This window comes from Affinundibacterium baiyunense, assembly GCF_018139645.1.
Lineage (GTDB): Bacteria > Pseudomonadota > Gammaproteobacteria > Burkholderiales > Burkholderiaceae_D > Undibacterium > Undibacterium baiyunense.
Window position 1 is genome coordinate 1 of sequence record NZ_JAGSPM010000013.1, and the last position, 12,562, is coordinate 12,562.

At 44.0% G+C, this 12,562-nt stretch carries 10 protein-coding genes; 5 read left to right on the forward strand and 5 right to left on the reverse strand.

What is annotated here, in order from left to right:
• Nucleotides 1-272 precede the first annotated feature (272 nt).
• Nucleotides 273-596: a hypothetical protein gene (locus KDM92_RS16500; protein WP_189346270.1), complete on the reverse strand. Its 324-nt coding sequence runs from the start codon at nt 594-596 to the stop codon at nt 273-275.
• A 229-nt stretch (nt 597-825) separates the two neighbouring features.
• A complete protein-coding gene (locus tag KDM92_RS16505; protein WP_212685523.1) occupies nt 826-1,956 on the reverse strand; it encodes an ornithine cyclodeaminase in 1,131 nt (376 codons plus the stop codon).
• A gap of 260 nt (nt 1,957-2,216) precedes the next feature.
• On the opposite strand from KDM92_RS16505, the gene KDM92_RS16510 reads away from it, so the two are divergent.
• From KDM92_RS16510 to KDM92_RS16520, 3 genes are all read left to right on the forward strand, one after another.
• Entirely contained in the window at nt 2,217-2,651 is a 435-nt protein-coding gene (locus KDM92_RS16510) for an Lrp/AsnC family transcriptional regulator (RefSeq protein WP_189346371.1), read from the forward strand.
• A 197-nt stretch (nt 2,652-2,848) separates the two neighbouring features.
• A complete protein-coding gene (locus KDM92_RS16515) occupies nt 2,849-3,268 on the forward strand; it encodes a hypothetical protein (RefSeq protein ID WP_212685524.1) in 420 nt (139 codons plus the stop codon).
• A gap of 277 nt (nt 3,269-3,545) precedes the next feature.
• Complete coding sequence (locus KDM92_RS16520; protein ID WP_230408396.1) at nt 3,546-5,198, forward strand: choice-of-anchor I family protein; 1,653 nt, start codon at nt 3,546-3,548, stop codon at nt 5,196-5,198.
• Between the two features lie 142 nt (nt 5,199-5,340).
• On the opposite strand, the gene KDM92_RS16525 is transcribed toward KDM92_RS16520, so the two are convergent.
• From KDM92_RS16525 to KDM92_RS16535, 3 genes are all read right to left on the reverse strand, one after another.
• Nucleotides 5,341-6,147: an EAL domain-containing protein gene (locus KDM92_RS16525; protein ID WP_212685525.1), complete on the reverse strand. Its 807-nt coding sequence runs from the start codon at nt 6,145-6,147 to the stop codon at nt 5,341-5,343.
• Nucleotides 6,148-6,322: 175 nt separating this feature from the next.
• The gene (locus KDM92_RS16530; protein ID WP_212685526.1) at nt 6,323-7,051 is read right to left on the reverse strand and encodes a LytR/AlgR family response regulator transcription factor; all 729 of its coding nucleotides are present in this window, start codon (nt 7,049-7,051) and stop codon (nt 6,323-6,325) included.
• Nucleotides 7,052-7,097: 46 nt separating this feature from the next.
• Nucleotides 7,098-7,877, reverse strand: a complete 780-nt coding sequence (locus KDM92_RS16535; RefSeq protein WP_212685527.1) for a sensor histidine kinase — start codon at nt 7,875-7,877, stop codon at nt 7,098-7,100.
• 133 nt (nt 7,878-8,010) lie between these two features.
• Between KDM92_RS16535 and KDM92_RS16540 the strand changes: the two genes are divergently transcribed.
• Together KDM92_RS16540 and KDM92_RS16545 are read left to right on the forward strand one after the other, a co-directional pair.
• Nucleotides 8,011-8,901, forward strand: coding sequence for an ABC transporter ATP-binding protein (locus KDM92_RS16540; RefSeq protein WP_212685528.1), 891 nt, complete (start codon nt 8,011-8,013; stop codon nt 8,899-8,901).
• Nucleotides 8,891-12,478 (forward strand): M1 family aminopeptidase, encoded by a 3,588-nt coding sequence (locus KDM92_RS16545; protein ID WP_212685529.1) that lies wholly within the window; start codon nt 8,891-8,893, stop codon nt 12,476-12,478. Before KDM92_RS16540 ends, KDM92_RS16545 begins: the two co-directional genes overlap by 11 nt.
• Nucleotides 12,479-12,562 lie beyond the last annotated feature (84 nt).

A 12,562-nucleotide genomic window follows, 5' to 3' on the forward strand; every position in this document is an offset into this window, starting at 1 on the left:
TTAATGCAAGATACCCCAGTGCGCCACTTAAATACTCTTGCACTACACGGTATTTAAACTCTTCTGTATGTTTAGCCATTAAAAAACCCCAAAAGTTGGTGTCCAACTTTTGGGGTTCAGTTTACTTGTTGGCAGTTTTTTGTTTTTAGGGGAAGCTGCAAGGGCTAGCGAGCTTGGTCTATCGAGAATGACGAAGTTTGTTGAACGCAACAATCCTCGCCACACGCTCGCCTAAAAGCAAGCTAGACACAAGCACACTCGTATCGAGCGAATCAAGCAGCTAAAAATACAGGTGCTTTCGCAGCAACTGGAACGCGCACAGCAGGAATATCTGCCAAATGCGTCGCGCCACTCATTAACTCAGCGATACGATCAGTCAAGGCTGTTTCTTGGGTTGCCAATTGAAAATGCGCAGGACGTTGCGTTTGCACGATACCCCAACGAACGATAGGGGAGCGGCCACTGCCATCCAATAAAGCATGGTCACGCAACCATTGCTCAAAGAAACGTGTAGGCATATTGCTTTCCACCCAAATCAGATGATCCGATGTCATCAATTTATTGTAGGATGGGCGAACTAAAATTTCGTAGATCATTTTGACAACTCCCTAAATGTCTTTGTCTTGTTGGATTCGACAAAGCTGCTGTTAGGCAAAAAACGTGATCGACTTCAGTCCGGTTGACACAAATACTTACAAGTTTCGAGATTTTTTAAAAAATTCGCGATTATTTTTATCGAAATCCACATTTCCATACAAAAAAGGCCTGATTTTTTTCAAATCTAGGCCTTTTATTGCTTTTTTGAAGTAACTAAATCACTTCTTCTTATGACACAAATGCTGGGCTTGTACGTGCGACAGGATTGCTTGTTTGAACAGAATTGGCATTATCGCCAATGAAACCGAACAAGTTCTTAGGATTTTCCATCGCTGGAATTAAGGATAAAGTTTCACTCATGCCCATCTCCACGGCGACATCGCGCATAAAACGCAATGCCGAATAGTCTTCTAATGCAAAACCAACGGAGTCAAAAATAGTCACTTGATCCGCACTGCTACGACCCACCACTTTGCCCGACAAAACTGTCCACAATTCAGTGACAGGAAAATCCGCTGGCATTTGCTGCATATCGCCTTCAATACGCGATTGCGGCTCAAATTCGCAGAAAACTGGTCCCATGCGCAATACATCTGCGTGTAATTCTGTCTTACCTGGGCAATCACCGCCAACGCCATTAATATGCATGCCTGGCTCGACCATATCGGGAGTGATGATCGTCGCATTGGTTTTATCTGCGGTCACCGTGGTAATAATATCCACGCCTTTCACCGCTTCTTTAGTGCTAGCAAAACGTTTTGTTTGCAAACCCATTTTGCGCAAATTCGCTTCTAATTTATCCGTCGCGGCAGTATCAATATCAAACAAATGGAACATTTCGACACCAAGCAAATGGTGGAAAGCTAATGCTTGAAAATCGCTCTGTGCACCATTACCAATGATCGCCATCGTTTTGCAATTGTCTCTTGCTAATGCGCGAGCTGCTACCGCAGACATAGCGGCTGTGCGGATAGCGGTTGTCAAAGTCAATTCGCTGACCAATTCAGGCACGCCTGTTTCGACATCCGCCAAAACACCAAATGCCATCACCGTTGGTAAATTAAAACGGTAATTACTTGGGTGCCCATTTACATATTTAAATGCATACGATTTGTCGTCAGCAATTGGCATTAACTCGATGACGCCAACGTCTGAATGGTTCGCGACACGCGCACATTTGTCGAAAGAATTCCAACGTAAAAAATCTTGGTTGATGTAAGAGGCTACGCCGGTAATACAAGCGCCGATGCCGCGCTTTTGAATGATTTCTGCCACGCGTTCAGCGCTTAAATATTGCGTCACGGCGCGACGTGGCGTCACGACTTGTTGGGATTGTGTAGTGTGGTTTGGGTTACTCATGTCGGTCTCCGTTTATTTGGTTTACTAATGAGAACTTGCGTAAAATTTCTACAACCAGCCGAGAGAAAACTAAGCACTTCACCGTTAAAAATAAGGACAATTATTTTCGGTGAATCTCGCTGCAACAACTTTGCGTAAGTTCTTAAAAATTTTGATAGAAGCATCTTACGGGATGTCGCTGTTAAACAGAATCAGCAGAAATGTACCAAATTCATCAAATTTCTGCCAAAATGACAGCATTATTTGACGAAATGAATAAAATGGACGCACTAGATCAACAACTCATCAGCTTGTTACGCACCGATGCGCGGATGAGCATCGCCACCCTCGCACACAAGCTCAAAGTATCACGCGGTACGATTACAAATCGCATTACCAAGCTCGAAGACGATGGCATCATCGTCGGCTATACGGTACGCCTCCGTCCCGATGCTCAACAAAACGAAATTCATGCATGGATTAGCATCGCCGTCGAAGGGAATGAAACCCGCGCGGTTATCGCTTCCTTACTAGGCGAACCGGGCATAGAAGAAATTCACGACACAAATGGTCGCTGGGATTTATTAGCCAGCCTTCGCGCAGCTAATTTGTCTGAACTATCATCCGTGTTGGAAAGAATACGTTTGATTAAAGCCATACAAAATACCGAGACCAGTATTCATTTGCAGACTTATCGTACTTCTAGCAAGACATAAAATAAGTTCATCACAAACTATCTATCCAAACAAATTCAGCACTTCAGATATTGCAAAAGATAATCACAAAAATCCCTAGTTTATTAAACAAGCGCAGCACTTAGGCACAATTTCTGCTTTAGCCCAAACTGAAATAATGCACTTGAACTCAACACACGAGTTTCTATGCATAAGAAAAATAAACTTAGGGATGAATGATGAACTTCTTCAAAAGACTTTTAGGCATCGATAAGAATGCCGATAAAAAATCTTCACTCAAGCAAACACCAGAAATCAAAGCCGCACAAGAACGTATCAAAGCGCGACAAGAGAAAGAAGCGAAGGCAGTAAGTGAAAAACAAAGACAAGAGCGCGTGCTTAAAACACAGAGTGTATCGGCACGCGCTTCGCATCATCAATCCGTATCAGCCCAAGAAGAGTTGCGCCGCTTAGAAAGAAGAGCGCAACAACATCATCAGGACAAACTACAAGCCAATAGCGGCATAATGGCAAATAGCAAAATGGATTTGTGGATGAACAGCATCGCACCAGAAGATCCGCCTGATACCATCGCACCACACCTACGCATCCCCGATACCGTCTTTAATGTAGAGACGAATAAATTCGAAAAATCCTGATTACATGTAAATTCGCGCAACGTTTTACAGGTGATTAGCGCTTGAATAGTTTCGACCGTTAGCGTTCCATCTAGCTATTTTGCAAGTCAACTAAGCATGCAGCAAAACAACACGATCACCAATCGTCGTACGTGTCACATCCTCGTCATCAAAACTTGAAACAATCAGTAGCAATTTGGGTTCGGCAATGACGCACCTATCGAAGGTACTTTTTTGCATACTTAATTAAAGTACTTGCCCGCATTTTCATTTCATTTTTAATTTACGAAGGATCTTCATGTTGAAATCTGGCCGACGCCATTTAATGGCATCTCTCATCATTCCTATCTCTATCTTAAGCGGCTGTGGCGGCAGTAACGATGACATCAAAGAGACCACCACTCCGGTTGCTCCAACGCCAGTCAGCATGACATTAGAGAAAATCGGCAGCTACGATGGTGTCGCACTTGGTGCTGCGGAGATCACTGCGTTTGATTCTGCCAGCAAGCGACTCTTTGTTGTGAATGGTGCCAATGGTTCTGTTGATGTGCTCGACTTAACTAACCCAACTGCACCGAAATTAATTAGCACCATCAACGTCAGCAGCCTTGGCGGCGGCGTCAACAGTGTGGCGGTTCATGATGGCTTAGTCGCACTCGCAATCGAAGCAAAACAAAAAACTTCACCTGGTGTAGTCGCCTTTTACAACGCAGCGGATTTGAAACTGTTGCACTCCGTCACAGTCGGTGCTTTGCCCGACATGCTGACTTTCACCTCCGATGGAAAAAGCTTATTGGTCGCCAATGAAGGAGAACCGAATAGCTATGGCCTAGCCGACTCGGTTGATCCAGAAGGTTCGGTCAGCGTGATCACGGTCAATCGCAGCGGAACTTCAACTGTCAGCACAGCAGACTTCAAAGCCTATATTGGCAAAGAAGCCGAGCTTCGCAGCAGTGGCGTACGCATCTACGGTCCTGGCGCGAATGCGGCGCAAGATTTAGAACCTGAATACATCGCCATCAGTGCGGATAACAAAACAGCGTATGTGACACTGCAAGAAAATAATGCGATTGCGATCGTCGATATCGCCACGGCAAAAGTCACCGCAATCAAGCCATTGGGATTTAAAAATCATAATGTCTCTGGCGCTGGTTTAGATGCGAGTGATGAAGATGGCGGTACCAACACCAATAGCGGAACGCCTGCAATTAAAATTGTTCCGCAACCAGTAAAAGGCATGTATTTACCTGACGCGATTGCGCGCTACACCATCAATGGCAGCACTTACTTGATTACCGCGAATGAAGGTGATGCACGCGCTGATTGGCCCGGATTTAATGAAGAAACGCGAGTAGCCACGCATTGCAAATTGGGTTTAGATCCCGCACTATTCGGCAGCGATGCAGCTAACTTGTTATTTGATTCCAACCTCGGACGCTTGCGTATCACCACGACGCCAAATGGTGGCAGCGCAGGTAAAAATGCAGCCGGACTCTGTACCGATTTATACGCGTTTGGCGCACGCTCATTCTCGATCTGGTCTAGCGACATCGTGCGTGTTTACGATTCTGGCGATGAACTGGAGCAACGTACCAAAGCGCTTAACAATGTCGCCTTCAATGCCAGCCATGACAACAATACACTTGATGGACGCAGCGCCAGCAAAGGCCCTGAACCTGAAGGCGTGGTAGTCGGTACTTTTGGCAATAAGACTTATGCCTTTATCGGTATGGAACGTGTTGGCGGTGTGATCGTGTATGACGTCAGCAATCCAAGCGCACCTAGTTATGTAACCTACCTCAATACGCGCAATGCACTGACAGGTGATCGCGGTCCAGAAGGTTTAACTTTGATCGCCGCAGACAAGTCACCGAACAGCAAACCCTTGCTCATTGTTGGCAATGAAGTCAGTGGTACCACTGCGGTCTATCAATTGAATTTGACTTACTAACTTTGTGACTATCTTGCGACGAATTAAGAGCGCAAAGAGTATAAACAGATAGTTATTGTGGATATAGAATCAGCGTAGATTGAAGTAAGAAATTCTAGCGACAATCTACGCTGATTCGCCCTATATTAGACCGACAACCAGCTTATTCCCACGCAGATGCGGGGATCTCTCCCAAGCCTTTAAAAACAGGCTTACTAAACCAGTAGCCCTGCATCAACTTGATGCCAATCGAAAATAGAAAATCACGCTCGGCGCGTGTTTCTATGCCTTCTGCCAAAATCTGAATATCCAATTCTCGGCAAATTGTAGCGATCCCTCTTACAATCGCTTGACGTGCTTTATCGGTATCAATACCACGCACCAAATCCATATCAATCTTAATGATCTCGGGCTGATATTCTGACAGCAAATTTAAGCCCGCATAACCAGCACCAAAGTCGTCGATCGCGGTTCTAAAACCGAAATTGCGATACTGTCTAAAGATATTCACCAAATGTGGTCGATCTTGTACACGCTCGCCTTCGGTTACTTCAAAAATGATTTTCTCAATCGGGAAGTTATGTTCACGCGCAGCCTCGAAAGTGGTTCGAATACACACTTCTGGTTTGTATACAGCATTAGGTAAGAAATTGATCGACAAAAATTCTTGCATACCCAAGCGCGCCGCCCCCTGCACTGCTTTTACTCGACACAATTGATCAAACTGGTAACGGTTACCATCGTTCACCTGCGCCAAAATACTCGCAGCGGATTCGCCATTGGGTCCACGTACCAAAGCCTCGTGGGCAAAAATAGCTCGCGAGGCAAAATCGACGATAGGCTGGTAGGCAAATTCAATCTCTATCTCAAACTGACTATCACTTCGGCAACCAGCACAGGCCTCGCTTGTCGCGCGCGATTCAGCATCGTCAGCACCTTGTAAAAATACGGGAATTGTTGGATTGGTCATATCGATCTAGATGTGCGCTACCTCATACATTAGTTCGATCAACTATATGTCAATGCTGAGGCTCAAATCAAGCGTAATTTTGGTTTTTGAAAAATACAGAAATGACATAGTGAGCGAAGTCGTTTAAACATAAAAATTTAAAAAAATGCTGTCTCACAAAATACCAACAACCATCTCAATCAGCATTTTTATCCAATTTTAAAATTCGAGAAACATGTTCTTTGTATACGCGACCAACCGGAATGAGCGTGGCACCTAGTTCTATTTCATTTGCACTAATTAAGCTAATCGCATGATGAGCGATGATATAAGAACGATGTACGCGACTAAATTTATCCTTCGGCAAGATCTTTTCGAAATCCGAGATTTTCATCTGACTAAGGATATGCCCATCGGCATGATAGACCGAAGTGAAGTTGCCATTCGCTTTAATATAAATAAGCGCATCGAGTGCGACCTGATGCTGCTTTTTGTCGTCCTTGATGAAAATATGTTTTGCCATAGACGATGAGACGCCCGACTGCGCTTGCAGCAGCGCGGCTTTCTTGGCGATATCTTTTTCTACCTTTTCAATCGCATGGGAAAAACGCTGTAAATTAAATGGCTTCAACAGATAATCGGTGATCGCATATTCATAGCTTTCTAAAGCGTAATCCTTATGCGCAGAAATCACGATGACGTGTGGCGGATCGACCAGACTTTGTAAAAATTCAAAACCGCTCTGCGCAGGCATTTGAACATCCAAAAAAATCAAATCGACTTTTTGCATATCCAGTAAAGTTTGCGCATCCTTGGCACGAAATGCGCTACCGACAAAGTGCAAGCTTCCCAACGAATCGGCAAATTGCCGAATCAATGTATGCACAATAGGTTCATCATCGATAATCAGATAATTTAAAGCCATAGTCGTTCTTTTGTAGTCGCTATTTTTAATTCGCTAACTGAAGTTGCTAACTTAAGTCAATATTCACTTCGGCTCGGTAATGGTCACCGCTAATCTCGGTACGATACTCATGCTTATTTGGAAATAACAAAGCAAGCCGGCGCTTTACATTCTCAGTACCTAAGCCACCTTGCCCACGTTGTCGTTTATTTTTCTCAAGCACCTGCGCATCAAAATTATTTTCTATCGTAAATGAAATCGACTTCGCATTCGTGCGTAAGCTAAATTCAATGAAAGGATCAAGGCTCAAGGTCTCCACACCATGCTTAAACGCATTCTCCAATAAATTAATAAACAATAGGGGCGGTATCCGTTGTTCAGGGTTTTCTATCTGTTGATCAAAACGAATCGCAATTCTATGCTGCTGACGAATTTGATTGAGCTCGATAAAATTTTCGAGATAGGCAATTTCTTCTTTCACGCTCACGCTATCTTTGCGTCCATCATAAATCGTAAAGCGCATCATTTGCGCCAACTTATGGATCACTTCTGGTGCAAGATCCGATTTGGCAATCGCCAAGCCATACAAGTTATTCAATGTATTGAAAAAGAAATGCGGATTAATTTGACTCTTCAATAAATTCAATTCAGCCTTCAGGGTTTCTTGCTGTAAATGATCGATAACTTGCGCTTGCTTGTATTTATCGACGATCAAATAAACGATGGGAATCATCAATGATAGCGTCACAAACACCATCAACAAATCGGCATTATTGAGACGATAGATTGCATACAAAAGAGCGGCATAAATGCCACTCGCAATACTAATTTTGATGAGCGTTTTCAAGGATCTACAGTGGTGAATTGGTTGTTCGACATGGTTTAAGCGTCGTTCGTCATTGCGCTATTTATTTTTATTTTACTAGCAGTATGATGAAATTGATCAATACTTTTTGTGCCACCAGCAGGAATTTCTAATTATGCTCACACTACGTAATCTCTCAAAAACCTATGACAATGGCGTGCAAGCCTTGAAGGCAATCTCGCTCGATATCGAACCTGGTTTATTTGGTTTATTAGGTCCGAACGGCGCTGGCAAATCCACTTTAATGCGTACCATCGCCACGCTACAACAAGCAAGTCATGGGCAAATCAGCTTTGACAATAAAGACGTGATTCAGAACCCGAATGTCTTACGTAGTTGTCTCGGCTATTTACCGCAAGAATTCGGGGTTTATCCCAAAGTATCTTGCTATGACTTGCTCGATCACATCGCGCTACTCAAAGGCGTGGTTGACCACAAAGCACGCAAGGCGCAAATCGAACAACTGTTACACCAAACAAATTTGTACGATGTCCGGAAAAAAGATGTGAGTTCTTACTCTGGTGGCATGCGTCAACGCTTTGGCATTGCACAAGCGCTACTTGGCTCGCCACGTTTGATCATTGTCGATGAGCCCACCGCTGGGCTCGATCCACAAGAGCGTAATCGCTTTCATAATTTATTATGCGAGATCAGCGAGAACGTAATCGTCATTCTGTCTACCCACATCGTTGAAGATGTGAGTCAACTTTGTCCTAACATGGCGATTCTGATTAATGGAGAAGTCCGTCTGCAAGGCAAACCCGCCCATTTGATACAAGAAATTGACGGCACGATTTGGAGCAAGCTGCTGCCGCGCAATCAGACTGAACAATACAAAAACAAATACAATGTTATCTCAGAGAGATTAGTCGTCGGTCAAACACAGATACTCGTGCAAAGCGAATTCCAGCCAGAAATTGGTTTCGAGCTCGTGTCCGCCAACCTTGAGGATGTGTACTTTGCGACCTTGAAAAAATTTGAGCAAGGAGCAAAAAATGTTCGGTAACATGCTCGCTAATTTACTCAAGTTCGAATTCAAAATTTATCTCAAACAAGCTGGTCTATGGCTAGGCGTCTTGCTGTTTTCTGCGCTAGCTGCACTCATCACAACGCAGCGCAGCTTTGCCAATTCTTCCTATGCGATCACGCAAACATTACTTTTCATCTCTCCGAATATTATTTTTCTGGTGTGCGTATTGGCGACGCCGGTATTGCTAAGAGATAGCCAGCATAAATTTGAATCCTTCATTTACACCACACCACTGGATAAGTTTGTGTATCTGGTCAGTCGCTATTTAGGCTTAATGTTAGCGAGCTTGTTGGTGATGCTGATCATGCTGTTGGCAATGATGACGACCTCCCTATTTCTCGATCCGAAACAAGCGGGCAATTTCAATCCGTTCTACTACTTATCTAGCTTCGCGATTTTCATCGTGCCGAATGTCTTGCTCTGTGTTTCCATTATATTTTCGACTGCGATATTTACTAAAAACACTTTAGCGATGTATGTTGCGGCAATCACGGTTTATGTGTTGTACATCATCGGCTCCGTATTAGGGAACTCGCCTATTCTCGCCAATTCTTCTCCGCTTACCGCAGGCAACTACGGCTTCTCTGCTTTGCTTGAGCCTTATGGACTAATCGCATTTTTTGAGCAATCTGCTTACTGGACTAGCACGCAAAGAAATCAACTAGAACCAACGCTGGCAGGTAGCCTGTTAAGCAATCGTCTACTGTGGCTTGCTGTCAGTGCGGCGATGTTTGCTTACACTTATCAAAAGTTTTCTTTTAAATTATTCGAAGAAAATTCAAAGAAAAAGCAGGCTGCAGAAACAACGCTTGCTGAGCCGATTCAAGCTTATCAAGCGGTAAATCCGAATCACAACTTAGCAGATTTTCATATCGACATTTGGTTTTCCAAACTCAAACTGGAATACTTGAGTTTAGCGAAAAGTCGCGTGTTCTTGGTGTTGGCACTGATCACCATCGTCTTCACTGCGGTACATCTGTTAAGCGAAATCTTGACCGGGCCTATCAATGGTGGTCGGTCTTACTATGCGACCACAGGAATGATTTTAGAATCACTAATTGAGCCTTTAGTCATCTTTGGACAATTGATCGCAATTGTGTACGCGGTTGAACTCTATTGGAATGATAGAGCTGTGAATTTTCACGCCATCATCGATGCTAGCCCGACCAACAATCTCATTTTTTATCTGGCGAAACTGTGTAATGTGGTGGCGATTTTGTTTAGCTTCATCACACTCAGTGTGTTGACCGCGATTGCGTTTCAACTGATCCTCGGTTTACAGCGTGGCATGCATGAAATCAATCTTTCGCAGTATGTTCTGCTGTACTACTACGCGGGCATTCCCATTTTGTTGGTGGCTTTGTTTTGCTTATTCTTGCAAGGGTTCGCAAAAAATAAAGCAATTGGTTTGCTATTGGGCATGGGCGTATTTTGTTTAAACATCATCTGGAAAACCTTTAGCATCAAACATCCTTTGCTGGTATTCGCGTATGTTCCTAAATTCTATTATTCAGAAATGGCGGACACGATTTATCACCATGAAGCCTTTCATTGGATTAGTGCTTATTGGCTATCGCTAGGCGGCTTATTCGCGCTGCTTTCCGTGCTGTATTGGCGACGTGGTGACTACAGCATCTTCAGCAATATGATAAGCAATGGTGGTAGTCGCAAGTGGACTTCAACAAGTCGCGGCTTGTTGTTATGCGTCCTCATCAGCTTTATCGGTACAGGTAGCTATGTGTTCTACCAAACCAATGTTTTTAATAGTTACATGAGCGCCAAAGATAAATTGGAGTGGATGGCGCATTACGAAAAGAGCTACGAACAATACAAAGACTTGCCGCAACCAAGTATAGAGAGCGTGAAAGTTGAATTGCATATTCAACCCGAACAGCGCTCGTACCAGGCCACAGGCCAGTTACAAATTCGCAATCAAACATCACAGACCATTCATAAGATTATGGTGAATGTGTTGAGGCAAGCCCACCTTCAACACAGTGTCAAATTGCAAGGCGCAAAACAAACTTCTTATGATGCGGCTTATCAAACTTATTGGTTCGTCTTAGACCAACCCATGCACGCGCAGGAGAGTAGACAACTCACATTTACTTTGGATATCACCCATAATGCATTTACCAAATTAGATGGCGAACATTGGGTCACTCAAGGAGGTAGCTATATCGAGCTAGAGGACGTGTTGCCGCAATTTGGCTTTGATCAACGCTATATGATTAGTGATGAACAAGAACGACTCAAACATGGCTTGGCAGCGGTCAAGTTGGCGGCACCGACGGCGCAAGATCAACTGAGCAAAGACGATAATGTGACCTATGAAGCGACGCTATCAATGCCCATCGCAAGCCAACAAACCGTCGTCACGGTTGGTCAGTTACAAAGAGAATGGCAAGATGAAGGACGCCGCTATTTTCACTACAAGAGTCATCAAAAAGTAGGATTGCAATTAGCCATCGTTGCAGCCGACTTTCACATCACAAAAGCACAACACAAGGATGTGAACATCCAACTATATCGCAGCCCTAAGCACGATAAAGATGATGCCTTAATGCTAGAAGCTTTGACGCAAACCATGGATTATTTTGCGACGCATATACAGCCGTATACCGACAAAGAATATAGCGTAGTCGAACTCCCTTACTTCGCCAAAGCGCAATCATTCGGCAGCGCGCAACCCGGTATGTATTTGGGGGTGGAAAATCGTTTCTTTAATTTAGATAATCGCGGCATAAAAAATAACCCTTTATTAAATGGTGTCTCACACGAATTCGCACATCATTTTTTCGGATTCGCCATTGATCCAAATTACGTGGGCGGCTACCCCATGTTGACCGAAGTATTATGCAAATACATAGAACTCGTCATGAGCAAAAAATACCAAGGCGAAGCAAGTAATTTAGAAGCGATACATCAAGCAATAGATCGATATTTACGCCAACGTCCGTATAGCCAAAACACCGAACGACCATTGTTCAGCGTAGGCATGGAACCGCATATCTATTACAACAAAGGGCAACATAGTATGTACGCGCTGATGCATTTAATTGGCGAAGACAAAATCAATCTGGCCTTACGCAATTTACTCCAGAATTTTGCTTATCACCGTAAACCAACTTCCTTAGACTTGCTCAATCTGTTCTACCAACAAGCAGACGCGGCACAAATCAAGATCATCGACGACTTGTTCAAACGCATCGTGTTCCATGATTTCACCGTACACGATGCCAAAACAGTACAACTAGCGAACGGCGAATTTGAAACCACAGTCGATTTAAGTGCGCTGAAATATGTGCTCAATGAAACGACGGGGGCAGAAGAGCAAGAGACCATCAACGACGACATAGAAATCGCCTTGTTCACAGAATTTCCAATCAAGAAAGAGAGCGATCAAATTCTGTTGAATAAGCAGTCACTCAAGCAGGCGCGCAATACTATCCAACTGCGCAGTAAAGTTCGTCCGCAGTATGTGCAGATCGATCCACGACGTTTGCGGATTGATCGGACGCCTAGTGATAATTTGTTGAAGATTGGGGATTGAGGGTTGATGAGGTTTTGGTAGCGTCAGACGAGGGTTAGCTCAGTGACACGGTTGGTGCAATTGGGCTTAACTCGTTTGAATTTT

Coding starts and splice junctions, on each gene's coding strand:
- KDM92_RS16500 (WP_189346270.1), bottom strand. CDS start 596: ATGATCTACGAAATTTTAGTTCGCCCATCCTACAATAAATTGATGACA.
- KDM92_RS16505 (WP_212685523.1), bottom strand. CDS start 1,956: ATGAGTAACCCAAACCACACTACACAATCCCAACAAGTCGTGACGCCA.
- KDM92_RS16510 (WP_189346371.1), top strand. CDS start 2,217: ATGGACGCACTAGATCAACAACTCATCAGCTTGTTACGCACCGATGCG.
- KDM92_RS16515 (WP_212685524.1), top strand. CDS start 2,849: ATGAACTTCTTCAAAAGACTTTTAGGCATCGATAAGAATGCCGATAAA.
- KDM92_RS16520 (WP_230408396.1), top strand. CDS start 3,546: ATGTTGAAATCTGGCCGACGCCATTTAATGGCATCTCTCATCATTCCT.
- KDM92_RS16525 (WP_212685525.1), bottom strand. CDS start 6,147: ATGACCAATCCAACAATTCCCGTATTTTTACAAGGTGCTGACGATGCT.
- KDM92_RS16530 (WP_212685526.1), bottom strand. CDS start 7,051: ATGGCTTTAAATTATCTGATTATCGATGATGAACCTATTGTGCATACA.
- KDM92_RS16540 (WP_212685528.1), top strand. CDS start 8,011: ATGCTCACACTACGTAATCTCTCAAAAACCTATGACAATGGCGTGCAA.
- KDM92_RS16545 (WP_212685529.1), top strand. CDS start 8,891: ATGTTCGGTAACATGCTCGCTAATTTACTCAAGTTCGAATTCAAAATT.